The 25076-nt window shown below is 41.6% G+C and carries 22 protein-coding genes; 9 read left to right on the top strand and 13 right to left on the bottom strand.

The annotated features are described in order from the left end of the window. Positions 1-149 precede the first annotated feature (149 nt). Positions 150-821 (top strand): hypothetical protein, encoded by a 672-nt coding sequence (locus MsAm2_RS02480; RefSeq protein WP_338098236.1) that lies wholly within the window; start codon positions 150-152, stop codon positions 819-821. On the opposite strand, the gene MsAm2_RS08365 is transcribed toward MsAm2_RS02480, so the two are convergent. Then, positions 761-1027 (bottom strand): hypothetical protein, encoded by a 267-nt coding sequence (locus MsAm2_RS08365; RefSeq protein ID WP_420846976.1) that lies wholly within the window; start codon positions 1025-1027, stop codon positions 761-763. The genes MsAm2_RS02480 and MsAm2_RS08365 overlap by 61 nt on opposite strands. Positions 1028-1046: 19 nt before the next feature. Between MsAm2_RS08365 and MsAm2_RS08360 the strand changes: the two genes are divergently transcribed. Continuing rightward, positions 1047-1292, top strand: coding sequence for a 4Fe-4S dicluster domain-containing protein (locus MsAm2_RS08360; protein ID WP_420846975.1), 246 nt, complete (start codon positions 1047-1049; stop codon positions 1290-1292). Next, positions 1240-1383: a hypothetical protein gene (locus tag MsAm2_RS02470; protein ID WP_338098234.1), complete on the top strand. Its 144-nt coding sequence runs from the start codon at positions 1240-1242 to the stop codon at positions 1381-1383. The genes MsAm2_RS08360 and MsAm2_RS02470 overlap by 53 nt, the downstream gene beginning before the upstream one ends. A 247-nt stretch (positions 1384-1630) precedes the next feature. Here MsAm2_RS02470 and MsAm2_RS02465 read toward each other — a convergent pair whose 3' ends face one another. The 4 genes from MsAm2_RS02465 to MsAm2_RS02450 all read right to left on the bottom strand — a co-directional run bounded on the left by MsAm2_RS02465 (position 1631) and on the right by MsAm2_RS02450 (position 8283). Further along, a complete protein-coding gene (locus MsAm2_RS02465) occupies positions 1631-2803 on the bottom strand; it encodes a pyridoxal-phosphate-dependent aminotransferase family protein (protein WP_338098233.1) in 1173 nt (390 codons plus the stop codon). Positions 2804-3031: 228 nt separating this feature from the next. Further along, entirely contained in the window at positions 3032-4324 is a 1293-nt protein-coding gene (gene hxlA, locus MsAm2_RS02460; RefSeq protein WP_338098232.1) for a 3-hexulose-6-phosphate synthase, read from the bottom strand. Positions 4325-4495: 171 nt separating this feature from the next. Further along, the gene (locus MsAm2_RS02455; RefSeq protein WP_338098231.1) at positions 4496-7195 is read right to left on the bottom strand and encodes a DEAD/DEAH box helicase; all 2700 of its coding nucleotides are present in this window, start codon (positions 7193-7195) and stop codon (positions 4496-4498) included. Positions 7196-7461: 266 nt separating this feature from the next. Beyond that, positions 7462-8283 carry an SAM-dependent methyltransferase gene (locus MsAm2_RS02450; protein WP_338098489.1) on the bottom strand — a complete coding sequence of 274 codons (822 nt, stop codon included), beginning with the start codon at positions 8281-8283 and terminating at the stop codon, positions 7462-7464. A gap of 328 nt (positions 8284-8611) precedes the next feature. On the opposite strand from MsAm2_RS02450, the gene MsAm2_RS02445 reads away from it, so the two are divergent. Continuing rightward, the gene (locus tag MsAm2_RS02445) at positions 8612-9031 is read left to right on the top strand and encodes a pyridoxamine 5'-phosphate oxidase family protein (protein ID WP_338098230.1); all 420 of its coding nucleotides are present in this window, start codon (positions 8612-8614) and stop codon (positions 9029-9031) included. A 130-nt stretch (positions 9032-9161) separates the two neighbouring features. Here the strand turns inward: MsAm2_RS02445 and MsAm2_RS02440 are convergent, their stop codons facing one another. Next, on the bottom strand, positions 9162-10610 hold the full coding sequence (locus tag MsAm2_RS02440; protein ID WP_338098229.1) for a TiaS agmantine-binding domain-containing protein: 1449 nt from the start codon (positions 10608-10610) through the stop codon (positions 9162-9164). A 120-nt stretch (positions 10611-10730) separates the two neighbouring features. Here MsAm2_RS02440 and MsAm2_RS08355 point away from each other — a divergent pair, with 120 nt between their 5' ends. Genes MsAm2_RS08355 through uppS form a run of 3 tightly spaced genes read left to right on the top strand, consistent with a single transcriptional unit; the run spans position 10731 to position 12986 of the window. After that, positions 10731-11855 carry a transcriptional regulator gene (locus MsAm2_RS08355; protein WP_420846974.1) on the top strand — a complete coding sequence of 375 codons (1125 nt, stop codon included), beginning with the start codon at positions 10731-10733 and terminating at the stop codon, positions 11853-11855. After that, a complete protein-coding gene (locus tag MsAm2_RS08350) occupies positions 11818-11979 on the top strand; it encodes a pentapeptide repeat-containing protein (RefSeq protein WP_420846973.1) in 162 nt (53 codons plus the stop codon). Before MsAm2_RS08355 ends, MsAm2_RS08350 begins: the two co-directional genes overlap by 38 nt. A gap of 26 nt (positions 11980-12005) precedes the next feature. Beyond that, positions 12006-12986, top strand: coding sequence for a polyprenyl diphosphate synthase (gene uppS / locus MsAm2_RS02425; protein ID WP_338098228.1), 981 nt, complete (start codon positions 12006-12008; stop codon positions 12984-12986). Between the two features lie 84 nt (positions 12987-13070). Here uppS and MsAm2_RS02420 read toward each other — a convergent pair whose 3' ends face one another. Next, complete coding sequence (locus MsAm2_RS02420) at positions 13071-13901, bottom strand: DUF7839 domain-containing protein (protein WP_338098227.1); 831 nt, start codon at positions 13899-13901, stop codon at positions 13071-13073. Positions 13902-13903: 2 nt separating this feature from the next. Continuing rightward, positions 13904-14419 (bottom strand): ArsR family transcriptional regulator, encoded by a 516-nt coding sequence (locus tag MsAm2_RS02415; protein ID WP_338098226.1) that lies wholly within the window; start codon positions 14417-14419, stop codon positions 13904-13906. A gap of 566 nt (positions 14420-14985) precedes the next feature. Between MsAm2_RS02415 and MsAm2_RS02410 the strand changes: the two genes are divergently transcribed. Next, entirely contained in the window at positions 14986-15786 is an 801-nt protein-coding gene (locus MsAm2_RS02410; protein WP_338098225.1) for a hypothetical protein, read from the top strand. A 260-nt stretch (positions 15787-16046) separates the two neighbouring features. Here MsAm2_RS02410 and MsAm2_RS02405 read toward each other — a convergent pair whose 3' ends face one another. The 4 genes from MsAm2_RS02405 to MsAm2_RS02390 all read right to left on the bottom strand — a co-directional run bounded on the left by MsAm2_RS02405 (position 16047) and on the right by MsAm2_RS02390 (position 18108). After that, positions 16047-16328 (bottom strand): MoaD/ThiS family protein, encoded by a 282-nt coding sequence (locus MsAm2_RS02405; RefSeq protein ID WP_338098224.1) that lies wholly within the window; start codon positions 16326-16328, stop codon positions 16047-16049. 45 nt (positions 16329-16373) lie between these two features. Then, on the bottom strand, positions 16374-17240 hold the full coding sequence (locus MsAm2_RS02400; RefSeq protein WP_338098223.1) for a HesA/MoeB/ThiF family protein: 867 nt from the start codon (positions 17238-17240) through the stop codon (positions 16374-16376). Positions 17241-17278: 38 nt separating this feature from the next. Beyond that, a complete protein-coding gene (locus tag MsAm2_RS02395; protein ID WP_338098222.1) occupies positions 17279-17596 on the bottom strand; it encodes a DUF2769 domain-containing protein in 318 nt (105 codons plus the stop codon). 83 nt (positions 17597-17679) lie between these two features. Continuing rightward, positions 17680-18108: an HIT family protein gene (locus tag MsAm2_RS02390; RefSeq protein WP_338098221.1), complete on the bottom strand. Its 429-nt coding sequence runs from the start codon at positions 18106-18108 to the stop codon at positions 17680-17682. Positions 18109-18385: 277 nt separating this feature from the next. Between MsAm2_RS02390 and MsAm2_RS02385 the strand changes: the two genes are divergently transcribed. Then, positions 18386-18991: a metallophosphoesterase gene (locus MsAm2_RS02385; protein ID WP_338098220.1), complete on the top strand. Its 606-nt coding sequence runs from the start codon at positions 18386-18388 to the stop codon at positions 18989-18991. 216 nt (positions 18992-19207) lie between these two features. Here MsAm2_RS02385 and MsAm2_RS02380 read toward each other — a convergent pair whose 3' ends face one another. Next, entirely contained in the window at positions 19208-24841 is a 5634-nt protein-coding gene (locus MsAm2_RS02380) for a DUF3320 domain-containing protein (RefSeq protein WP_338098219.1), read from the bottom strand. Positions 24842-25076 lie beyond the last annotated feature (235 nt).

Below are 25076 nucleotides of genomic sequence, written 5' to 3'. Positions count from 1 at the left end.
TGCTTATTTCATTTTGCTTATTTCATTTTGCCTGTTTCATTTTGCGTATTTCTTTTGCTTGTGTTTACATACTACATTTTCATTTCTGTTTGGGATTTACTTTGGAAATTTATATATTCCAATAAAAGATAGTCAGAAGAGGTGAACTTATGACCATTATGTCCAAAAAATCAATTTCCTGCATTATATTTTTAATTTTTATTGCTTCTCTTTTCTTCAGCCCAGCCTTGGCCGCACCGGCCTCGTCTCAGGTCGGCAAATATGTTTACGTATACAACGTCTCGGCCATTCCCAAAAATCCGGGTCTGTTGTCGCTTGAAGCGCCCGCCAAAATGAGAACGGTCACTCCGGAAATGGTTAATATTTCCAAACTTCCCCCCGGATTTTCGCTCATGGCGATTCGTCCGGTTGACGCGGACGAATATTTCAAAAACAAAACCCTTCCCGGTTTTCAGGGAACTTATCAGCATTCCGGTGGCGGAAATGCGTATTTGACGATTTATCAATTTGAAACCACCGGAAATGCCGGAGCGGACGAATTGAGAAAGGCATTTGTTGACCGGTACAAATCCGAAGACGGCATTTCAACGGTGGAAATCAACGGGAAATATGTCACAAAAATTTCAAAATACATCCTTGCGCCCGGAAATTTCCGCTACATGTATTTCTGGCCGGAAGACAACCTTTTGGTCATCGTGGATGGGAATATCGCGGATGACATGCTGATGAAAAGTTTCGCAAATGCGGTCAATTTGAACGCTCATACAAACAATACGAGCCCAACCGCAAACAATACGGTAACAAACAGCACAGCAGCGTAAACAGAAACAGCAGCGTAAACAGAAACAGCAGCGTAAACAGAAACAGCAGCAAACAGCACAGCAGCGTAAACAGAAACAGCAGCGTAAACAGAAACAGCAGCAAACAGCACGCCAGCAAACAGAAGAGCGGCATAAACAACATAAATACCATTGTGTCCATGAGTGTTGCTTCCAAATTTGAACAAAACGACAAACAATAAAATCAAAAACGAAAAAGATGATGAAATGGCAAAACATTGGTTTCCTTTTTTTAAGCCGGAAAAGTGCATACATTGCGGAAATTGTATTTCTGCCTGCCCATCCCGGCTTTTATATTCCAAAACAGACGAGAACCGGCCGGATTTATTTTTCCCAAAAATCACGGATCCCGAGCTTTGTCCGGTGAATTGCTTCGATTGCGTCAGATCATGTCCAAGAGATGTCATCGGAATTATCCGTCCGGCAAGACCATGCGACTGCTGCTCTTTTTAAAGATATAAAAACACTTGTAGTTCCGATTCAAGAAAAGCTTTTCAAAAATTCGAGAGGATACGCCTTGAATTTCTCGGAATTGTTCTTGTAAACGAAAAAGAAGTTGACGGGAATGCGCAGCACTACTCAAACAATAAACCGTCGAAATGTCCTAAAACCGTAAACGGCACGCAGCCCTTTGAAAATTTTATTAAAAAAAATTCCCAATTTTGATTTAGTTTTTTAAAAATATGCCACCATAACGCGCGCACATCACCACTCGAAAAAAGTGGAAATAAAGAAGTGGAAATAAAGAAGTGAAAATAAAGAAGTGAAAATAAAAACCGAATAGGTCTTTCTCATTTCTTTTTGAATTCATCACATTCTTTTTCCAGCTCTTCTAAAAAAACGGTGCGCATATCTTCTTTTAAATGAATCCCATTTCTCTCCAACACCTTTTGGATGGAAAAAAGTGCTTTTGCGACAAAATCACTTCTCGCGTTTTCACCCATGTGTCCGATTCGAATGACTTTTCCTTTCAAATATCCGAAACAACCGCCGATCAGAACATTTTCTTCGTCCAAAATCTGCCGGACCAATTGTTCCGCGTCAAGTTCGCCGGGGACATCCATGACGGTTACCGTTGCGCAATAACCGCTTTTCAAATGCAAGGACAAGCCGGTTTTCAGGATGGCGGAGCGGACCGCTTTTGCAATGGATTGGTGCCGAAAAACAATGCGATCTTCTTCCAAAACATTGGACACCGCCACCGAAAATCCATAAATATCGCTGGCCGGCGGTGAATACGGGAACCAAAATTCTTGTTCATAATTTTTCCAAATCCAAAGATTTCCATAAAAAGAAGCAATTGGGGTTTTTCGGCTTTCCATGACACCATACGCGTCGGGGCTGATACTCAGAAAAGTCAATCCGGGCGGCGCTGAAAATCCTTTTTGGGACGCCCCGATACAAATGTCTATTTTCCAAAGATCGACAAAAATCTCTTCCCCAACCATCGACGAAACCGCATCAACCACCGTTAAAATTCCGAAAGATTTCAAAAGCGGACAAATCTTATCCAACTCGTTTAAAACGCCTGATGGCGTATCGCAATGAACAATCGTCGCCAATTTAAAATCGGAATCCTTTTTCAGAAAAGATTCCAGTGCCGCAACATCAATTTCACGTTTCCGGTCACCTCTGAAAAGGACCGGAACAGCGCCGTAAAGCCGGACCAAATCCGAAAAACCTTCTCCAAAAAGACCGTTTTCAATCACCAAAACACGATCTCCGGGTTCAATTAATGAAACACAGGCCGCATCCAGCCCCAGCATGCCTTCGCCGCCGAGAATCAAAACCGGATTTCGAGTGTGCAAAAAATCCGATAAGCACCCACAGGTTTCTTTGTAAAACTTAAAAAAAGACGGATCCAAATCCGGATTTGTCATCTCCACGGACCGGGCATGGCGGACATTTTCTCGGACTTGGGTCGGACCGGGCGTCATTAAAAGCGGAAGTTGTTTCAGGTTCATAAACGCTCATCACTTCCGCCTTATTTAACGCTTATGTTTCAAAACCGGAAAAAAATAAAAATAAAAAAAACATTTTTTTCCGGTTTTTCATTTCCGTCACATATTTTTGACACTAAGTTTGTTGATACTTATTTTTGATACTTATTTTTGATACTTATTTTGACACTAAGTTTGTTGATACTTATTTTTGACATTTGTTTTATGGGTATTTTTAGACACATATGGATTTTACTTTTGTTTTTCCCATTTCAAAAGTTCAAGAACCGATGACATTGATTGTCCCCGCTCGATTTCATCCAAAATGCGTTTTTCTTTATTCCAGACTTCTTCCGACCGGCGCGCAATTTCGTAAGCTTTTTCCTTGGGGACAACCACAATGCCGCTGTCATCCGCAACGATAAAATCACCCGGATTGACAAGTTGCCCGCCACACTTAATTTCACAATTAATTTCCCCCAGCCCTTTGGGGTCGCCCGCATTGGGAACGACATTTGCGGCGAAAACCGGCAAATCATATTTTTTCATTTCATCCATGTCCCGAACCGCACCATCCACAACAAGTCCCGCGATTTTTTTATTGACCGCCGTCTTTGTCGCAAGGCCGCCCCACATGGCAATATTGCGGTCGCCGTTGTAAATCACAATCACATCGCCTTTGCCGCACATATCAATCGCTTCCACCGGTTTTGCCCAGTCTCCGCCAAAAGTCCGAACGGTGACCGCACGTCCGACAATCTTTCTTCCGGGGAAAAGCGTGGACACGCCGGACATAGCCCCTTTTCGGTGCATGGCATCCGAAATATTGGAGGACGACACGCGGTTAAAAATTTCAAAAATCTCTTCTTCTTGTGTTTTTTTGCCAACCGTTCCTGTTTTGGAGCCGGCCGCCACACCGTCGACCGCTGTTCGAACCGCGCGGGCTGCATTTTCCACATGATCGGAATTGGTGATGTAAGACCCGACGATAACAATGTCGGCACCCATCAAAACCGCTTCTTTTGCGGTGTCCGGCTTAAGACCGCCCGCCACCGCGATTTTAGCGCCACAACTTGATCCGAGTTTGGCCAAAACTTCCAGCGGAGATTTTCCAGTCATCTGCCGGTCGATTCCAACGTGAATGTTGATTAAATCCACGCCCAGCCGAACCAATTCTTCCGCACGGGCCGCAGGATCATCAATAGAAATTAAATCCACCATCAGTTGAACGCCATATTTTTTTGCGGCAAGCAATGATTCGGAAATGACAATATCGTCGGCACGTCCCAAAACAGCAACAACTCCCGCACCGGATTTGGCGGCCATCTCGACTTCAATCGCGCCGGCGTCCATTGTTTTCATGTCTGCCAAAATTGTCTTGTCCGGAAAAGCCTCCTTGAGTTTCCGGACCGCATTCATCCCTTCGCTTTTGATGAGCGGTGTTCCCGCTTCCACCCAATCCGCTCCGCCGGCAACCGCCTCTTTCGCAATCACAAGCGCACGATCCAATTCAACAACGTCCAAAGCCACCTGTATTAACACCATGTTTACCATTTACCTTTTTCGATTAAAAAAATCTATAAAATATATCAAAAATTTTATCGTTTTTAATCAAATTTTAATAAATCACATGATAATATAAATCTTATTGACGAGACTACTTAAATTGTCAAAAACTCATTTTTACCGGATATGAGATCAATCCAAAAATTGGAGTCAATCAAAAAATTCATCAAACCGGCGCTGTGTTTTTTTGGATTTTTTCATGTCCGGCTCCTCTTGTTGCGATAAAGAAGCACCGTCGAATTCATTTCTAACAAATTGAACCGCGTCCACATCCATTTCTGATGGAATGATTTCGTCCGTATCTGCCTGAATCCGACCGATTCTTAATTTTTCATTTTGAGGGGACTTGGGGTGACCGGTTTTTGTATTTTTGAGCCGGCTTAACTCCTCCGCATCCATCGTAAGTCCGATGTCCCGATAGATTTTTTCCGCAATCTTGGGACCAACCAATCCGGAAACCGTTATATAATCTGATTTTTTCAAAGCGTCTTTGGATTTAAAACCGGCCGCATAAAGCTTTCGGGCGCGCACCCGCCCGATTCCCCGGATTTTTAAAAGAGACAGCAGATCCACCGACGCCCCGTATTGAAGGCGCAGTTCCAAATCGGAAAAAAGGGCGGATTCCTCGGAAAAACCGCAAAGCCTGCATAAACGGGAAGCGGCATTTGATAACCAGCAAGCGATTTCCGAAAAATTTCTCAAATCTCCTTCCCCGATATCAAATTCTTTGGAGATATCGTTTTCAGAAACTTCCGAAATCCAACGGTACAACAAAACCGCCGTTTTGACTTCCCCCATAAACCATTCATATTCCGACACCCGAACCGGATCCGGAATCGAAATGAATCTTTCCGCATTGTCGGCAATAAATTCCGAAACCCAAGGGTAATCACCGGATTTCATGTACAAAAGTTTCATGTCCGTTGTTTTACAAATCAAATGCAAAAGACCTAAAGGTGAAATTTCCAAGAGATTTTTGGTGCCGGATTTGAATTTTAAAACGTCCTCTAAAATAACAGATGCGGACAGCGGGTCAATATATAATTTGGAAACGGTTGACCCAAGAGTTGTCGGAATCAAGACAGAATCGTTCCCGTAAACAGAATTCGAATTCTTTTTTTCAATTGGATCTAATTTGTCAGCGGTCTGGAATGCGGATTTGGATTTTTCCGGCGTTTTCACTTCCGTTTTATTCGTCTCCGGTTTTTGTGTTTCAGATTTGTTCGCTTCCGATTTTTGTTCCCGGCACATATCGTTTTCAATGAGAAAATCCAAGCATTTGTCTACAACCGTTGTCAATGAAATTGTGCTTAAAAGGCCGTGCTGGTGTGCGAAAAATGTTCCTTTAAAAAAATCAATCAATTGTTCCCGGTTGCGGGCAAATCCGTTTGTGAGTGTGGACAAAACGTGTGTTCTGAGCATGTTTTCCGCACCGAGTTTGGATTCTATGCTTTCCGGAGACGAATGAATGTATTTTTCAGTCAGAAGTTCCACATCTTTTTCTTTGGCAGCAATTAAAACGGCTTCCCCATAGGGATCTAAATGCGGGCGTCCGGCGCGTCCAGCCATTTGTTTGTATTCCATGACCGGAATCGGCTGCATTCCGCTGTTTGCGTCGTACCGCTTCCAACTGCGAATAATCACACGCCGGGCCGGTAAATTGAGTCCGGCCGCAAGTGTCGGCGTGGAGGAAATCATTTTGATTTTGCCGGCAAGAAACGATTGTTCCACAATTTCCCGTTGCTCGGCGGAAAGACCCGCATGGTGAAAGGAAACACCTGAGCGGACGCAGCTTGCCAAAACGGCTGCCGCCTCCGTATCGCTCCCTTCCGCGATGTCAAAAGCAATTCTCGCCAACTCTTCTTTTTCAAGCGGTGTGAGCAGAGAGGAAATAATCGGGGCGGCTTTTTTTGCAAATCCGACGGCGTTTTTCCGGCTGCTTTCAAAAACTAAACATTGTCCGCCATCGACCAATGTATCTTTTACAAGAGAAACGGCGGCATCGATTTCCCGGCCGATGAAAACGGGAATAATCTTTTTTTCAAGAGGAGAAGTTTTTGTTTGAGCGTCAGTCCCATCTTTATTTTTGAGTTTGCTGCCCTCTGAATTATTGCTTTTGCCAGTGGTTTGAACATCGGCGCAATACACTCCATCGTAATAGATTCCTTCGTAAAGCTTGGTCGGCCTCCAGTTACTGACAACGTGGGACGCGTTTAACCACTGTGCGACTTCTTTTGAATTTTGAATTGTCGCCGACAGCGCGATAATTTGCATTTTCGGATTGAGGCGGCGAAGTTTCGTAATCACGATTTCAAGGGTCGGCCCGCGGTCGGGCGAATCAATCAAATGAACCTCATCCAAAATCACAACGGAAATGTCGGAAAGCCATCGCGTCTCATTTCGGATGAGCGAATCCACTTTTTCGGATGTTGCGACAATGATATCGTTTGTGCCCAAATATTCATCTTTTAAATCCAAATCGCCGGTGGAAATTCCGGTTTCGTACCCGAGTGCTCGAAATTCAGTAAAACGGCGGAATTTTTCAGAGGCGAGCGCACGCAGCGGAACGATGTATAAGGCTTTTCCGCCGCTTTCAATACTTTTAAGCATTGCCAGTTCGGCCAGCAATGTTTTTCCGGACGCGGTCGGAATGGAAATCATCACGTTTTTGTTGTCTAAAAGTCCCGCCGAAATAGCTTGGGATTGCGGCGGATAAAGAGAGCGAATGCCGGAATTCAAGTAAAAATCGCGGATGGGTTGGGGGACGGACAGCGCCTCCACCGGAAAAAAAATGTCATCATTTTCGCCGCTTTCTGCCTGCCTTTTTCCTTTTTTTTCTGCCACTGCCATGTTCTTTTCCATCCGCTTTAAGTATACGGTTTTTTATTTGATAGTTATTCGATAATTATCGAATAATTATTTGATTGCTTAGTTTGACATTTTTAAGTTTTGTTTTCATTTAAAGACTTGCTAAGCAGGATGAAACTAATCCATTGAACATATTCTTATTAAAAAATGAAGAAGTGAAAACAAAAATAAAAAATGAAAAATGAATGAATGAATGAATGAATGAATGAAAAATGAATAAAAAAAAGAAGAGGCTTGAAAAATGAATTTCAATCCTCTTCTTCGCCGTCAAAAATCACATCAGTAATGTCGACGAACCCCGGATTGTCATCGTCATCCTCGCCGCTTTCATCATCATCGAATTCTTCAAATAAATCATCCGAGTCTGTTTCTCCATCCGGTCTTGCCATTCCTTTTTGAGCGATGATGTAGGCTTCTTGTGTTTTGGGAATTAAAACGTCAATGATATGAAATCCGAGAGCCTCTATTTTTTTGAGGACAGACTTTTTGGACCGATTTTGGGGAATTTTCACCACTTGAAGCAAATACCCGTTTTCTTTCAAAAGCACATACATGCGAGACAGCGCCAAAATGGAATCTTTCGGCTCTAACGTCATGTCGCTGAGCAGCACATCAAATTGCATATTTTTAGAATTGACAGGCGTTGCCACTTTTTCAACCGGGATTGTAAAAACGTCGGCAAACATAATTTCAGCATTCTTGTGCTCAAAGGCGATTTTTCCCAATTCCGTTCGAAAATCTTTGGAAAACTCGATTCCCTGAACATGTCCGGACGGACCGACCGTTTCCAACGCAAAAAGCATAAATCCGCCGGCGCTGGATCCCAAATCCAAAACATAATCGCCGGGATTGAGAATGCCGGTCATTTCCTGAATCGCCTGAAGTTTGAAATATCCTTTAGGCATATCCAAACCTTCTTCCACTTCGATTTTGTCTTCCGTCGTAATATTTTTGGACGCTTTGGAGCAAACAACATCGTTGAGTTTGACCTTACCGCCCTCCACCGCACTTTTTGCACGTCCCCGGGATTTAAAAAATCCCATCTCTACCAAATAACTGTCCAATCTCATAAAACACAAAACAAAGACACTTCTATAAATAGACAATGATAAAAAAACAAGAAATAAAACAAGAATAGAACAAAACAAAAACAAAACAAGATAAATCGAGAGTGATCAGAAACAAACTAAAACAAAACAAGATAAATCGAGAGTAGATCAGGAACAAACTAAAACAAAACAAGATAAATCAAGAGTAAATCAGGAACAAACTAAAAAATAAATCAAAGATTATTAATAAGGAAAGAATGAATAATAAAATGAAAATAAAAAACGATTCATCCTTTAAACCTTGTTTTAATAAATATTGATTTAAAAATCAAAACTTGGAGGATTCTTTATGGTCAAATTAACGAATGAAATGAAAGAAAATATTAAAAAAGTCCGTGTTTTGCCTTTGGCGACCGCATCTAAAAACGGAATTCCAAATGTGATCCCGATCGGAATCGCCGAAATTAATGACAAAGATGAAAAAGATGACTACATTCATGTCATGAACAACTTTTTCCTCAAAACCATTTCCAACATGAAAGAAAACCCGCACGTCGCGATTTATGTCTGGAGCCCGGAAACAACAGGCTGCTTCCAAATGAAAGGCGAAGTGGTGGAAATCACCGACAAAGGTGAGGTTTACAGTGGAATGACCGGACGGGTCAGCGCGATGAAACCGGGACTTCCCATGAAACAAATCGTCCGGATTAAAATTACGGAAGTTTTTAATTGCACCTCCGGAAAAGAAGCCGGACAAAAAATTGTCTGAAACGATTTTTCCAATAATTTATTCAAAAATCGCACCTCGCGATTTTTTTCATTTCTTTATTTCCTTTTCTTGTTTTTTGTTTTGTTATTTCCTTTTCTTGTTTTTTTTTGTTATTTCCTTTTCTTGTTTTTTATTTTGTTATTTTGTTTTTATTTCCGTCCCTTATCAGCGGTTTTGACAGATGGCGGCGGGCGGACGGCGGCACCTCGTAAAAGCCGGTCTTGAGATTTCTTGGAACGATTTTTTCAATTTTTTCCGGGGATTTTGTTTTGCATTTTTTGCATCGGAAGCCCTGATTTGTTCCGGCGGAATCCATTCTTTTTTGGCAGGACGGACAAGACGGATTTTCCAACAAAATAAACGGAGAAAGGAATTGAACATGAATTTTTTCCAAATTGAGCGCTTTATTTTTCAAACTTCCATAAACTGTAATTTTGTCTCCCGGAACCAATTGCCGGATCACTTTTCGAAAACTTCCTGTCGGCTCAAACGCCGCACATTCCAATAAATGACCGGAAAAGTCTTTCAGGACAAAAATATCATGCCCGCCCTCATTGGTTTTTGCGGCACAATGCACGGATCCGCTCAGAATATAGGAGTGAAACGGAGACATTTCAGACACGGACGGAACCGGAATTAAGTGGGCATCGGTTCCTTGATTTGTCTTAAAAATCTGCGACAAATAAATCGGCTCGGAAATCACCATTTCGGCAGCCGCTTTCACATCCTTTGGTGTTTCCCCACGAATCCCGAAAAGAACCGGATCGCCGGACCCCGGAACACAAACCGGAAACGGTTGGTTTTTTTCGGAATAATCTATTGTATCCCACGTTCTTGGAGATGTGATTTTGTCCGCCTCAATTAAGCTGCCGGCATCCACACAACGATTCGGACCGCCACAACTTCCCCATTTTTCCGGATACCGGTAGGCCAAGAATTCATATGTGGATTCAAAATCCGGATTGAGCAGGGACCCGCAAACCGCCAATGCGCCAATAAGCCCACGCCCATTTTTGAGATAAAAGTGTGGAAACGAAAACTCTTTTAAAATATCAAAAGCCTCATCTATTTCAATCACATCGGTCACCGCTTTTTTAAAAAAGAAATCCAGCCGGGTTTTAAGCTCGGGTTTGAATTCAGTTTTGAATTCAGTTTTGAACTCGGGTTTAAGTTCAGTTTTGAATTCAGTTTTGAATTCAGTTTTGAACTCGGGTTTGAGTTGATTTTGAAATTCCGGCACCATATTTGTTGAAAAAATAAAAACCGCTCCCGGATTTGTTTTTTCGCAATCCGTTTTTGCATATTCTTGGATTCTTGAAATGATGTGTCCCATCACATCTTGTTTTGTTTTGGGAGAATTATCCCTCAGTTGAAATTGAAATCCGAGCGCTGCATTTCCCCGAGTTTTGTAAGGAATGGTCGGGTTGAGGCGAACAAGATGCGGAAAACCGCAGACGGTTCCGTACCCGGCTTTTTCCAGTTCTTGAATCAACAGCGCCGCTAAAAACGTCGTGCACATGCCTTCATTTGAATCTGTGTCATCCAATCCGACCCACATCTCTTCCATAACTTTTGACATAGGAACGGCAAATTATTTTTACTTATCTTAAAAATCATCAAATCATCAAAATCATCAAATCATCAAATTCAAAACGATTAAAAGAATCTTTATATAGACACGCTTTCATAATGAACGGCAATGGCAAAAGATGTCTTAATCGATCAGGTCGTTTCCATTCTTCAAAAAGCCGGTTTTGATGTGTCCGAACGCTGTAATATCCGGCCGGGAAGTTTTGATATTGCCGCCCGGTGCGGAGATGTCTTAATTTTGTGTAAAGTTCTTTTGAATATCGACGGCCTGACCGAGGATACCGCAAGTGAAATGCGCCTTTTGGCGAATTGGCTTTCCGGGACGCCGCTGGTCATCGGCGCAAAAACCCGCGATCAAATGCTTGAAGACAACGTCATTTACATGCGTTACAACATCGTTTCGATCAATCCCGAAACACTTTATGACTATTTTGTGGAAGGCATCACCTCCTTTATTTCCGCATCTCCTGGAGGTCTTTATGTTTCCATTGATGGAACGGCTTTAAAAGAAGCCCGGCTTTACAATGACATGTCCTTGGGATCCCTTGCGGGCGCCGTCGGCGTTTCCCGGCGGACTATCAGCAAATATGAGGAAGAAGGCATGAGTGCGTCAATTGACGTCGTATTGACGCTGGAAGAAATCCTCAATGTCGAACTTGCCAAGCCGATTGATATTTTAAATCCTTCTTTTTTGGTGAAAAAGAATCAGGAAAAAGAGACAAAATCTGAACCGAAAGAAAAATCCAAATCCGCGCCAAAGATCAGGGATTTGCCCGCCCCTGTTTCTCCGGAAGCTGCGGAAGAATACCTCCGCGAATCGAAGAAAAAATTCGAATCCAAAGACAGTAATGTACATGGTCACACTCACGGTCACGCGCATGGACACGGAAACGCACCCGAACAGGAAATGCTGTCCTACATTTCCACCATCGGGTTTGATGTAAAAGAAACATCGCAAGCGCCGTTTAAAGCGATTTCAAAAGATAAACAGTCGGTGATTTTAACCGGCGTCAGCAATTACAATCCGACGGTGATTAAACGAGCACGCCTCCTCAGCAGCATTTCGGACGTGATCCAGACGGAATCTGTTTTTTTAATCAACGGAACATCCAAAGTCAAATCGGTCCAAAACACCGTTTTTATTGAAAAAAACGAACTGGTTAAAATACACGGTCCGGAAGAATTGATTGAAGTGATTGAGGAACGAAAGGCCCCGGAAAAAACAAAAAAATAACGACATAAATAATGCAACACTGAGACAATGCAATCTAGCACAATGCAATCTAGCACAATGCAATCTAGCACAATGCAATATTAACGTCCAACGATTTACACCAAACCGTTTTCAGCAATTTTAAAACAATTCAAGAAAAAAGGAAAAAATATGTGTTCGGTTTTTCAAAATTTTTATCAAAAAAAAAAGGCGGAAGAACCTTTCGATTCCGGACATTTTTTTTACGAGAAATCCGCCCGGCGTTATTTTATTCAAAAAAAAGTCCCGGCACCGAAGCATATTGCTTTTATCATGGATGGAAACCGCCGTTTTGCGAAAAAGAACAAGAAAAAACCGGCATGGGGCCACCGGATGGGGACCCGGACCATTGACAAAATTCTTCACGGCGCATATTTGTCCGGCGTGGAACACGTGACGATTTATGCGTTTTCCACCGAGAATTTCAAACGTGACAAAAATGAAGTGGATAACATTTTTGAGCTTTTAGAAAAGACGATTTTTGATTTGTCCGCAGACGCACACATTTCCAAAAATATTAAAATCCGGATGATTGGAGACGCGTCACACTTGCCGGAAAAAATAAAAAGTTCATTTTTGGAATTGGAAGAAAAGACAAAAGGCAACAATAAAATGTATTTAAATGTTGCTGTCGCCTACGGCGGACGGCAAGACATCGCTCAGGCCTTTTTAAAAATTGTTCAAAAACCCGAAGCCTTTTTCGAAAAGAGGAATGGAAGCGAGAGGGGACGCATCAATAATAACAGCGGCAGTTGCGGCAGCAACAATAACAGCGACCGTGCCGGCGCCGAAAATATCGGCAACCTGGTTTCCGATAAGTTTATTTCAAAATATTTATTTCCATTTTCCGATGAAATTGTTCCGGACGTAGATCTTCTCATCCGGACCGGCGATGAACGCCGGACCTCTAATTTTCTGCCTTGGCAGGCAAACGGAAATTCCTGTGTTATTTGTTTTCACCCCAAATTTTGGCCGGAATTTAACGAAAAAGATTTGTTCAGCACATTCCGGCAATATCAAAAAATTCGAGATGGAATGGAAACAAACAATAAAATCCGAGCCGAAAAGATTAATAATTTTTTAAAAACGCTGCCGGATGCAAAGAAAAAATGAATTGTTGAAAAAATTGAAAAACAAAAACGAATAAGATAAAACGAATAAGATAAAACAAAAACGAATAAAAAACAAATAAAATAATTATTTGTTTTTTAAAAAGTTTAAAAAAGGTTCCGCATATTTGTTTTTACTCATGTCCATGATTTCATACGGAATGTCTTCCGCTTCCAACCGGGTGAATAAGTTGGGAACCTCATCTTCCACAATAATCAAAGCGGATGTCAACCCGTGATAGGCAGCTTGAATAACGGATTCCGATGCACCGAACATGACATGAGGCACAACGTTGAGTCTTTTTAGAGCCATAAGCGCTTCCGTTCCGACAGCACCGATGTAGGGTTTGGATTCCACGATTGGCCTGAGGCGCTCCAGATTGGTGTTAGACGACCCGCCGCGCTTAATTCGGGGAATTTTACAAATCGTAATCGATCCGATTTCCGTGTGCATAAAGCCTTGAAGGTCGGTCACCCCCACATCAAACCCTTTTGAAGTGGTCATAATTGCCGTTCCGAAAATGCCTGTATTTTTCTCTTTGTTGGCATACAAAAGCCCTTCTCGCATCTCAATAAACACTTTGTCGTCCTTTCGGACATCCTCATCACAAATGGCCGTCCAGGTGGAAACATGACTGATGATTTCTTCCATGACCGATTGAGAATATTGGCGCAGCTCGGCCGCGTTTTCCAAAACCCATTCAATGCCGTCTTTTGTGATTTTGTAACGAACGCGCCCGTCCGAATGAATCAATCCATCCGCTGTCAATTCCTTGATATATTCCGAAACAGCTTGCGGCGTGATCCCGATTTTGACCGCGACTTCTTTTTGGCGAACGGTCGGCTGGCGGGCCGCGATTTCGGTCAAAACCTGAAACTTGGTCATCTCACTTTTGCTTTGAAGGATTTTTGAACTCACGGTTAGATCTCCTCATCTTTTTCAATCAATTTAAGGCGCTGTCCCATAACGGAAAGCCGGTCGGAACGCCGGGCAGTTGCGCAAATGAGACACGTATTCATATTTAATTCCCGGGTTAATTTGCTCATGGATGTATTGCCTTCCGCGACAAGCGATTCCAAACTTTCGATGGTGTCTTTCACTTCGTCGTAGGGCTTAAACGCAAGCATAATAATGTCACTTAAATCTTCAAATGAACTTTGAAAATTCACTTGAACATTGGTGTAAGACGTATGGAATTCTTTGGACGGGGATTTTCCAGGCTCGGGGACACGCCATTTGCTTTCCAGCAATCCGGCCTTCTTTAAATTGATTAAACTGCTGAGAGAGTCTGAATCAATGGCTTCGTCCAATTCTTCTTTTGTCATCCATTCCGTCAAAAGTAAATCAAAAACCTTTTTGTGTGTACGTGACCCGAAAGTTCTCAAAAGCGGAACTAAGTAAGAGGGGTCGTTAATAATGCGTGTTCTTTCTCCCATGGCAAGACCTCAAATGTAACCTTTTGTTTTTGTTCTTATTTTGCATTTCGTTTTTATTTTTTGCATTTTGTTTTGTTTTTGTTCTTATTTTTTATTTTATATTTAAAACAAATTCATTCGCTTTGTTTTGCAAGAATACAAAGGATTCTGATTAATATTCTGACGAATCCGGATTTTATTTTACAACATTTTTATTATTTTTGAAAAGTGCTTGCGGTAAAATATTTTTCAAAAAACAAGCACATAGGATTTGTATCCAAATATGGTAAAAATTATATGCATTCAGGGGCGTATATTTCATTTGCAATATTTGCAATATTTGCATTTTTACCTTTGAACAAGAAAAAATGTTTTTTGTCTCCCATCCGGCTAAATCATAAAAATTTGATTTATAAAAGAGAGAGACATAAAGTAAGGTTTGCAAAGTATTTTAAAGTTTTTAAAGAAAGAAATAATAAAAAAGAAAGAATTTACCAAAAAAATATTTCAGAAAGTTGACCTTGAAGGATTTAAGAGTTTTTTTTCCGATATGTTTTTTTGAACCGACATATTTTAAAATAACCGACATGGATAACGGTTGGACATTTATGCAGGAACACATCAATCTCTCTGTTGAAATATTCGATCTTTTAAAAGACGGAAGACAACTTTCAATCAGTGGTATCACGCGCGAATTGAAGAAACGGGGAATCCATGAACACCGTTTGATTGTGACCGGTTATTTGCGGGCCTTAAATGATTTAAAAAGGCTCAATGAATTCGATTTGTCTCCATCTAAAATTTACACGCTTCCTTCTCAAATGAAATTAGACCCTGAAATTTCTCCCTTTCAAACGGAAGAAAATCTCAAAAAAGCGGCAGCTTCCGGACAAAACAGCCAAAATTTGCCGGACGAAATTGATTTTTCCGAATCGGACGAAAAAATCGAAAGAGATGACATCGAAAATGAAGTTCAGCCCGATGAAAAGGACATTCATCCGGATATTTACCGGATTGTGGAAGCCAAAATTTCTCATCTGACGCCCGCCGTCCGTTTGGAAACCGCCGTTTACTTGTACACAACTCTTTTTGAGCGGCCCTGTTTTGAGACGGAACTTGCCGCAACCGGTATTGATCCACACCAAATTTCCCGCTACTTTAACGGAACGGATTTGTTGGCGTATAAATCCAAAACCGACAAAAAATATTATGACGATTTTTTAGAAATCCCGCGTGGGACGCAGGCTTTTGAAATTCATATTGAAAAATTGGATTTAGATTTTCTGATCCGGACCATAAAAATCTTGAACTCGATATTGAAAGACGAAATTGACGTCTCCAAATTGGTGTCCAAAAAATCAACCAAAAGCCTCTTGGATTTCCAATGATGAACATTTTTTTTCAAGAAATATAAAAGCAAAAATAATATAAAAATAAGATAAGAGTAAAAGTAATATAAAAATAAGAGTAAAAGTAATATAAAAATAAGAGTAAAAGTAATATAAAAATAAGATAAGAGTAAAAGTAATATAAAAATAAGATTAAAAGTAATATATATTAATATAAATATAGAATTATGATTAAGTTAGAGATTGCCTTTTTTAATTTAAATTTTCGGCAATATCTTTTCAGCTGCCGAAAAAATCATTCAGCCGCCGGATACCGGCGGATAAATAATGATTTCATCTCCGTCTTTTGGAAGAACAGAATGTATCGAGCTGTTGAGAACTCTTTTTTGATTCAATTGAACAATCAGATTTCGGCGCAGATGTCCGGAACAATCAAATATTAGCGACCCACCGTCTTCGCTGGACCGTGAAAACGTGATCAAAATGTCTTTTAAGCTTGAATTTTCCGAGACCGCCAGGTCTGTTTTTTCCGGAAAATATTCTTTCAGGCGCCCGTATGCAAAAATTGTGATTTTTATCATTTTTTTCGAGTCCATTATTTTATCCATTTTTGTTTTTTAATTGAATTATTCCAAATTTTTGCCGCAAACCGGACAGTTTTCTTCTTTGGGAATTTCCAAAATATCCAACGAATTTATAAGTCCGTCCCAAATCAATAATTTTCCGGTAGCAAGCTCACCTTTTTGAGTGATATATTTGATGACTTCATTCGCTTCCATCGAGCCGACCACCCCACAAACCGATCCGACAATCGGAAACTTTTCCGCGGTTTCGCATTTGGAGTTGGAGCCGGAGTTGAAGTTGGAGCCGGAGTCAATGTTGGAGCCGGAGTCGGAGTCCGATACAGATTTCAACGAGGATTCCAAAAGGGGTTCCGGCAAGAGTTCCGATTCGGGAAACGCACAGAAAAAGCAGGGTCCGCCCCCCGGTAAAAAAACACTGACTTGTCCCGAAAATCCGTAAACAGCCGCATGGAAATAGGGAATTTTTCGGTCATGCGCAAATTTTGCCAAAATCTGCCGCGTCTCATCATTGTCGAGTGCATCCACAATGATTTCAGAATTATTCACTAAGTCCGCCACATTGTTTGCCGTCAATTTTTCAGTGACCGGCAAGATCAAAATATCCGGATTTTGCGATGACAGCTTCTCTTTTCCGGAAAATGCTTTGTTCTTCCCGATATCTTTTTCATGATGCAAAAACTGCCGGTTCAAATTGGTTGCATCCACCGCGTCAAAATCCAAAAGCGTGATTTGACCAACGCCCGCCGCCACCAGATAAGTCGCAACCGGAGAGCCAAGACCGCCCGCCCCGGCAATAAAAACACGGGAGTTTTGCAACGCCTGTTGTCCGGCGTCACTCAAAAGCGAATTTTGTCGAAAATATTTTTTGGAAATCACAGCCATCCCATCCACAAGAAAATATATCCACACGAAAACAAACACATAAGAAATACATTCCCACGAAAAATTTAGTCCGTCGAGCAGAAATCAGCGCCTTCCATTGCGAATTGCTTATAAACGGCACAGCTTTGGCATAAACAGAATTCGTTTTTTCCGTCCCCAGAATCATCCCGCCCGATTGTTTTGTTGTGCTCTTCGCCGGAGCCGTAAGTCGGACATTTTCCTTTGGCACAATACATTAAAATCCCAACCGGTGGGCGTATGGAACAAGTCGGACAAAGGCAGACTTTGGAATGGTGAAAAGACGCGCAGACACCGAAATAACGTCCGAATTGTTCGGGACGGTATGGCTCCTCCTGATTTTTCATTTCTTGGGCAGTATTCATTTTTCATTCCTCATTCTTTTAAGCTTTGTCTGCGGATTTTATCTCTGAATCTTTGAAGTTCATAGGATTTTAGTCTTGAATTTTCATTCTGCACGGGATGATTCTGTTATTTTTTTATGAATCTGAGCCAAAAAATTCATGTCGGAGGATTGTGCGGAGCAGACAACCGAATGTGTCGAGCCGCCACCATCCCCTTCGTAGCGCGGAATAATATGAATATGGGTATGCATGACTGTTTGTCCGGCACTCTCGTAAATGTTAGAGCCAATCGTTAAACCATCCGCACTCAGCGGATCATATATTTTTTTGGAAACAGCGTTGACAAAGGAGAAAAGTTCTCCCGCCTCTTTTTCATTCAAATCCAAAAAAGAAACCGAATGTTTCTTTGGAATCACAACTGTGTGCCCATCCGAGCATGGAGAAATATCTAGAAATGCCAAATGGTTGCCGTCTTCAAACACCTTAAAGCAGGGAATTTCACCTTTTGCGATTTTACAAAAAATACAATCCATCCTTGACCCCTCATCGGATTTATTTCATTTACAAAAATAAATTAAAAATTTTAAATAAATTTAAAAAAACATTAAATACCAATGTTAATGAAATCATCCTTTTAAATCTTTATTGTAATTATGTGTAATTATTGTAATTATTGAAAAATGGAATAATTGAAATTTGAAAATGAAAATTGAAAATTGAAAATATTGAAAAATGAAAAATCAATTCCAAATATGAAATCCATTATTTTATATATATTATTGAATTAAAATATTCATTGAGATGAATTTTATGAAAATTTTAGTCTTATCCGATACACATATCCCGAAATTAGAGCCGTCTGATATTTCAAATGTCCGGGATGCCTCCGAATTGACAATTTTACCGGAGATTTTGCGCGAAAAAATGAAAGAAGCCGACATCATTGTTCATGCCGGCGATTTCTATTCCGATGAAATTTTTGATTTGTTTGAAAAAACCGGGAAGCTCAAGGCTGTTTACGGAAATAATGACGGGGAATACATCCGAAATAAAATCCCTGATAAATTGGTGTTTGAGCAAAACAAAATCCGCTTTGGTGTCGTTCATGAAGCCGGACGTTCCCTCAACGAAAATACCGCCCGATGGTATACACTTCGGGAAATGGATGTGGACATTCTCATTTTCGGGCACATTCACACCCCGGTGATTGAAGCCTACCAAGAAAAATATTTGATTTGCCCGGGATCCCCCATTAAGCCGCGCATGTCAGAACCATCCGTCGTTGAAATAGAGTTAGAAGAGAAAAAACCGGGAACGGTTCAAGATATCCGGGTGATTCCGGTCGGTGCGGCCGCTTGTAATTATTTGAAATTCCGAGAGAAGCTGGAAGAAGAAAAAGAAGAGAAAAATCAATAAAAAAGAAGAAAAATCAATAAAAAAGAAGAAAAATCAATAAAAAAGAAGAAAAATCAATAAAAAAGAAGAAAAATCAATAAAAAAAAGGAAAAAACCAATAAAAAAGAAGAGAAAAACAATAAAAGAAGAGGGAATGAAAAAACAGTTTTTGGATTTTTCATCCGGAAATGACTTGAAAAATATTTCCCAATAATTCGCCTCTGCCTCTTCTTGATTTTACTCATCCAAGTAAATTTTTCCATTCGGAAGCGTCACCAATTTTTCTTCTTCCAGCGCGTCGTCCACGATTTTCTCTATTTTTTCTTTTGCGGCCGGCCGGAGCGTTTTAAATCCAAACGCAACCGACACTTGTTTGACCAGCTGGTCTTTCGGAATCGAGTACTGCGTCTTTAAAACATAAACAGCGGCTTGAAGAATTTCTTCGTCACAAATCCGGTCGATATCTAAAGAATCGCCTTCCCGCTTTCGAACCAAACAGGAACGTGACTTTACCGGCCACAAATAATTGCCCCGAACTCGGATGTAGCTTGATTTTTCAGCGGAAGAAATTTCTCGGATAATCATATCCCGCATGGGTTTTGTCATACGTTTGACATCGCACTGCTTTTTAATAAGGGCAACCAATTGTTCTTTGTGAATCGGACCCTCACAGGCAACAATTTCCACAATTTCATGTTCCAATTTGTGGCGCGGAATCTCCAGCAAATTATCGGTGGATGGCAAGCTGGTTCCCATGTAATTTTGATATTTCGGAATGCCGTTTTGCAGCAAGTAAGTCACGTCAAAAATCTCTTCGGTCGCGTCCGCTAAAATCCGGGAATCGGAAAACGGGTCGTCCAAAAATTCATCAAATTCAAAATCATCGCTATCTATTTCGGCATCCAAATCCAAGACAATATTATCTACATCATCCGATTCTGTTAAAACGGCAGATTTTTCTTTGGCAACCGATTTTGATTTAAGCGGCATCTTGGATTTGGGGACCGTTTCCACGATGATACAATCATCCGCATCCACCTGCGTTTTACGTTTCACCGCGTCGGAACCGGACGCTGTTGTCTGGGAGACCGGCGACGATATTTTTTCGACCGGATCCGCGTCTTTTTCGGATGAAATCGAAAAGTCATCCGACGATTTTGTTTTTGAATCTTCCGTTTCGTATTTATTTTCTGTCTTTTGGATGACTTTTTCTTGGGTTACTTTTTCCTTGACTTCCTTTTCCCTGACTTCTTTTTCCTTGACTTCTTTTTCCTTGGTTTTTGTCTTGGATGCCGTTTTTTCTTGTTCAAATTCAAATTCCGAACCTGCCGTCTCTTCATTTATACACGGTTTTTCATCCGCTTTTGCTTGTTCTTCAAAAATATCTTCACCGGATGCCGCAGGAGTGGATTTTTTTTCTTTTTGAAGTTGAGCATCCCGCTCATTCATGAATTTTAAAATGGATGTGACATCCCTGGCGTTCACAGATACGGCGTCTTCCGGCTCGGAAATGACTTTTGACGGTACTTCTTTCGCGTTTTCCTTGGCTTTTTCAATGGCGTCCAGCAGATTTTTCCGGCTCTTTTGCGGATTCATGTACCAATCAGTCGACCAAACCCGATAAAGATTCCATCCAAGACCCGTTAAAACCTCACGCCGGAGGCGGTCACGGTCACGGGCAACATGAGAATTGAAATATTGCGGACCATCACATTCGATTCCGATCAAATAATGACCCTCCGCCTTTTCATTGACCACTGCCATGTCAATTTTATAGCCGGCACACCCGACTTTTTGATGCAAAACATATCCCTTCTCTTGAAGGAACGTGTAAACCGATTCATCAAACGTCGCTTCATCACTTTGATATTCCGGCATCCTTGAAAAAATGGTCCGGGTTTCCGCATACGCCAAAAAGGCTTTTAAAATCCGAAGGCCGGCCGGGTCCTCATCCCCGACATCCAAATCAATCGCCGTGAAATTGGAAAAAATAACACATTTTTCCCGCGCCCGGGTGAAAAGCACATTTAAGCGGCGTTCTCCACCTTCCCGGTTGAGCGGACCGAAGTTTTTGGACAACTTGCCGTTTTGGTCAAAACCAAACCCGACGCTGACAAAAATCACATCGCGCTCATCGCCCTGAATGGTTTCAATATTTTTCACCGTGAAATTTTCACCTTTCTCGTTATTGAAAACTTTTTCAAAGCCGGGGCTGTTTTTCACTAAAATTTCCACTTCTTTTTGAATCGCTTCCTGCTGTTTGACGTTAAACGCGCCAACCATTAATGTTTTGTCCGGGAATTGAATAAAATGACGGATGACTTCTTGCGCGACGATTCTGGCTTCTTCCTTGTTGGCGCCGCTTTTTCCGCGGTCGTACACCGTCTCCTTTAAATGAACCAATTGAAGACCCATTTCCTTATCTTCATGAAGCGGCGACGGATAAACATACAAATGGTTGCCATAGAATTCATTATTGGACACTTCAATCAAAGACTCATGGCGGCTTCTGTAGTGCCAGCGCAGGGTTTTGTAGGGGAAACTGCGCTTGCAAATATTTAAAACGCTTTCCACATCGGAATACAAAACATCTTCGTTGTACTCATCATCCCCTTCAAGCAGGTTTTCAAAAAACGTAGTGGGCGGCAACTGTTTGGAGTCGCCCATCACAACCACCTGCTGCCCGCGCAAAAGCGCGCCAAGCGCGTCTTCCGGGCGGACCTGACTGGCCTCGTCAAAAATAACCACATCAAAAGACGTCGTCAAGGGATCCAAATATTGAGCAATCGATAGCGGACTCATCATAAAACAGGGCTTAATTTTTTGAATCAGGCCGCCCGCATTGGACATAAGCCGCCGAATCGGCATATATGCTTTCTTTTTGTTAAATTCGTTGAGCAAAATACCCGCTTCGGATTCACGCGATGCCCCGACATAGATTTGAGGCATTTGCCTGTAAATTTCCGAATTCAACCGGTCACGGTTTTTCAAAATCACTTTTTCATCCAAATCGGAGAATTTGTGAAGCTTGCTTTCATGCACTTCTTTAATAAAGGTAGAAAGGACACGTTTTTTTGTAAATTCCGCTCTTAAAACCCCATCGGCATAGTTTCCCTTAAAGGTTGGAAGAATATCTTGCGGCAGCACCGCATCGGCATCTATTAAATCCATCATCGGAGACGCCACCGTATGGCGGCATTGGTCTTGGTAAATCAAAAACTGGCTCCAAAGAACCAAAGACGGCAACTCGTTTTTCCAAACATCCAAAGTGCTGCGCAAAGATTTGGCGGAAACCGAGTCAGATAATTTCGGATGAGGGCCGGCAAACGCATACTCCTTTTTGGGCGGCAACTCTTGCAGGTCCGCCGCATCGTTGTCACAAATAATTTCTGCCGCCGGACGGAAAGCCGGATCAGATGACGCTCCAAAAGATGCCCCCAATAAATCCGCATCCGTTTTTGGAGAAAACTCCGCCGCATTGTATTCGGCAGATCCGAATTCCGCTGCTGCCGACTTGCTTTCAAACGTATCCGGCGTTTTTTCCAGAACCGTTCCCGGATTAAAGAAAACAGCCGGGTCGGCGCCAATGCCATTGAGAATTCTTAATACCGACTCGGGCAGGCCTTGAACCGACTCTTGAACAGTGGCAACCGCCTTTAAAACACTTTCCTTATCAATGCCGGCTTCGATTTTGGAAAAAATGTTATCAGTGACCGGACCGTTTTCCACAAGCCGCCCGAAATGAGCCGCCCATTCCAAATAAATATCCAAAACCGCCGGATCCTTTTGACCGATATTCCAAAAAGAACCGAATACGGAAACGGCTTTGGGTTCCAAGTTGCGCAATTCCCGGTCCAAATCCTTGACTTCTAAAACCTTTTGCAAATCCGCTTTAATCGCCGCGTCGCTTTTGTCCGACCGTTTAATGTAGCAATTCAAAACAACGGCACGCTGCGCCTTTAAATCAGAATTCATGAATTTAAGCAACTTAGAGGAATTTTTCAAATAAGAATCAATATCGACATCAAAGATTTGAGACGTGAAAATCTCTTCCACCTGCTTGTCCAGCTCATTGTACCGCTTCGCCTTTTGAGCCAACTCTTCCCCGGTCTTAAGCCCGCCTTTTTGCAAGATGTTCTTTAAAACCGTCCGGTCAACTTTTGGAGACGCTAAAATGAGTTCTGCCGCCTCCAAAAATTCATCCAAATGGTTTAAAGATGCGGGCGCGTAAAGACCGGTTTTTCCGATAATTGTTTCAAGGGCATCGTCCGCTTTTTGCACACGGGCGTAAGCCTCTTCAATGTCGGATTCAATTTTTTGAGAATCGGGCGGAAGGATAATTCCGGGAGCGCATCCGTTCCAAGGATTGTTTTTTACACTTCCGAGTCCCGGCAGTGTGTCAGTCATTTTTTCCAAAATAGAAACCGCTTGTGTCCATTGGTTTTTGTCCCATTTTTCCGGATGGGAAAACGTAACCGGTTTCATTTTCCGGTTTTCAACGGCAAAATAGTGATGAACATGTTCGCGGATGCCGTAAATATCGTAAACGGAATACCCGATCGGACCGACTTTTAAACTGAGCGCTTTGGCGTATTCGTTGAGTTCATACTTTAAATTTTCAAGTTCGACCAAGTCCTGAGAAATATTTTTTTCCACCGGCGGCTGGCGTTTGAGTGTCCGTTCCAATTCATCCAAAACCGCTTTCTTTTGCGCTTTATGACTGTGAATTTCAAGACACATGTCGCCAAGGCCAATCGCATCCAGCCGTTTTTTAACAACCTGCAGCGCCGCCATTTTTTCACTGACGAACAAAACGCTTTTTCCCATGATGAGCAGTTCGGCAATCAAATTAGTAATGGTTTGAGATTTTCCGGTTCCGGGAGGACCTTCAACAACCAAATTTCGTCCGGCTTTGACATCTTCAATGACCGCGATTTGAGAAGAGTCGGCATTAACAATGTGGTAAATATCTTGTGTTTTGAGTTTTAAATCAACGTCATTTTCTAAAAAGCCTCCATCATAATCGGGAAGAGATGGATTAAAAACCTGATTTATGAGCGGATGGGTTTCGGGACCTTTGCCTTTGGGCCAAACCGCCGGATCAAGGTCCTTATACATCACGAATTTTTTGAAATTATAAAAATCAAGATATGCGTCGGTTGTGACATCCCAACCGTCTTTTTCCGAAATCAAATCCCGGACCGCTTGGAGATAAAAATCAACCATGTGTTTATCTTCAATGCCGGTAAATTCGGGAAGCTCCAAGCCGGCGAATTCGAGCAGCTTGGCTTTAAGCGTAATGGATGCGAACAGGTCGTCTCCGGTCCATTGAATCGTAAATTTTCGCTTTAGACCGACTCTTTTGAACTGAACCGGAATGAGGATCAGAGGTGCTTTAAATGTTTTTTTGGAGCCGTCCGTCCACTGCAAAAATCCGAGCGCCAAATACAAAATCGGATAACCTTGTTCTTCAAAAATGGAAATGGATTGGTTGTTGGCATAAAACAGGCGGTTTTCCAAATCGTCTGCGGAATACGGTGTTCCAAGCATCACAGCTGAACTTTCCCGGGCACTGTTTTCTTTTTTCTTCAGCACGTTTCTTAAAAAACCGGAATCTTCGTCTTCTTGTTCGGCATCAAATTCGGATTTTTCCGCTTTGTCTGTTTTTTTGGTTTTTGTTTCCGCACCGTCCGCCCGAAAACGCATGGATTTTTCCTGGACCACTAAAATGTCATAAATTTCAGAAATATTATCATTTTTGATTTCAATCGTTCTTTTTTTGGACGGCGTGTAATTTAAAAGATTGTTGTTCAGCGACAAATCCAATAACTTCTGCCTCAACAACTCAAGTTCCTGTTTAACATCAACCATGAATATGACCTTCTCAGATATGGAAAAATATGTGATTTGTGAAAGGATGAAAGAATAATTCAATTTAATGTGGCTTATACATGCTGTTTTTATTCAAACAGTATTTTTAAAGAGAAATAATTTTTCAAAATAATATTTGGGGGAATAATATTGAAATACCCTGTTTGAATAAATCAGAAATATCCTTTTGGATTAATCGATTGAATAAATCAGATAATACCATTTGGATTAATCA

It is taken from the genome of Methanolapillus ohkumae, from assembly GCF_032594355.1.
Lineage (GTDB): Archaea > Halobacteriota > Methanosarcinia > Methanosarcinales > Methanosarcinaceae > Methanolapillus > Methanolapillus ohkumae.
Note: the sequence above shows the minus strand (reverse complement) of the source record. Positions and strands in the feature narration are given on the sequence as shown.

What these genes read in the sequence shown, in the direction of transcription:
- MsAm2_RS02480 (WP_338098236.1), top strand. Translation starts at nt 150, where the DNA reads ATGACCATTATGTCCAAAAAATCAATTTCCTGCATTATATTTTTAATT.
- MsAm2_RS08360 (WP_420846975.1), top strand. Translation starts at nt 1,047, where the DNA reads ATGGCAAAACATTGGTTTCCTTTTTTTAAGCCGGAAAAGTGCATACAT.
- MsAm2_RS02470 (WP_338098234.1), top strand. Translation starts at nt 1,240, where the DNA reads ATGTCATCGGAATTATCCGTCCGGCAAGACCATGCGACTGCTGCTCTT.
- MsAm2_RS02465 (WP_338098233.1), bottom strand. Translation starts at nt 2,803, where the DNA reads ATGAACCTGAAACAACTTCCGCTTTTAATGACGCCCGGTCCGACCCAA.
- hxlA (WP_338098232.1), bottom strand. Translation starts at nt 4,324, where the DNA reads ATGGTGTTAATACAGGTGGCTTTGGACGTTGTTGAATTGGATCGTGCG.
- MsAm2_RS02455 (WP_338098231.1), bottom strand. Translation starts at nt 7,195, where the DNA reads ATGGCAGTGGCAGAAAAAAAAGGAAAAAGGCAGGCAGAAAGCGGCGAA.
- MsAm2_RS02450 (WP_338098489.1), bottom strand. Translation starts at nt 8,283, where the DNA reads ATGAGATTGGACAGTTATTTGGTAGAGATGGGATTTTTTAAATCCCGG.
- MsAm2_RS02445 (WP_338098230.1), top strand. Translation starts at nt 8,612, where the DNA reads ATGGTCAAATTAACGAATGAAATGAAAGAAAATATTAAAAAAGTCCGT.
- MsAm2_RS02440 (WP_338098229.1), bottom strand. Translation starts at nt 10,610, where the DNA reads ATGTCAAAAGTTATGGAAGAGATGTGGGTCGGATTGGATGACACAGAT.
- MsAm2_RS08355 (WP_420846974.1), top strand. Translation starts at nt 10,731, where the DNA reads ATGGCAAAAGATGTCTTAATCGATCAGGTCGTTTCCATTCTTCAAAAA.
- uppS (WP_338098228.1), top strand. Translation starts at nt 12,006, where the DNA reads ATGTGTTCGGTTTTTCAAAATTTTTATCAAAAAAAAAAGGCGGAAGAA.
- MsAm2_RS02415 (WP_338098226.1), bottom strand. Translation starts at nt 14,419, where the DNA reads ATGGGAGAAAGAACACGCATTATTAACGACCCCTCTTACTTAGTTCCG.
- MsAm2_RS02410 (WP_338098225.1), top strand. Translation starts at nt 14,986, where the DNA reads ATGGATAACGGTTGGACATTTATGCAGGAACACATCAATCTCTCTGTT.
- MsAm2_RS02405 (WP_338098224.1), bottom strand. Translation starts at nt 16,328, where the DNA reads ATGATAAAAATCACAATTTTTGCATACGGGCGCCTGAAAGAATATTTT.
- MsAm2_RS02395 (WP_338098222.1), bottom strand. Translation starts at nt 17,596, where the DNA reads ATGAATACTGCCCAAGAAATGAAAAATCAGGAGGAGCCATACCGTCCC.
- MsAm2_RS02390 (WP_338098221.1), bottom strand. Translation starts at nt 18,108, where the DNA reads ATGGATTGTATTTTTTGTAAAATCGCAAAAGGTGAAATTCCCTGCTTT.
- MsAm2_RS02385 (WP_338098220.1), top strand. Translation starts at nt 18,386, where the DNA reads ATGAAAATTTTAGTCTTATCCGATACACATATCCCGAAATTAGAGCCG.
- MsAm2_RS02380 (WP_338098219.1), bottom strand. Translation starts at nt 24,841, where the DNA reads ATGGTTGATGTTAAACAGGAACTTGAGTTGTTGAGGCAGAAGTTATTG.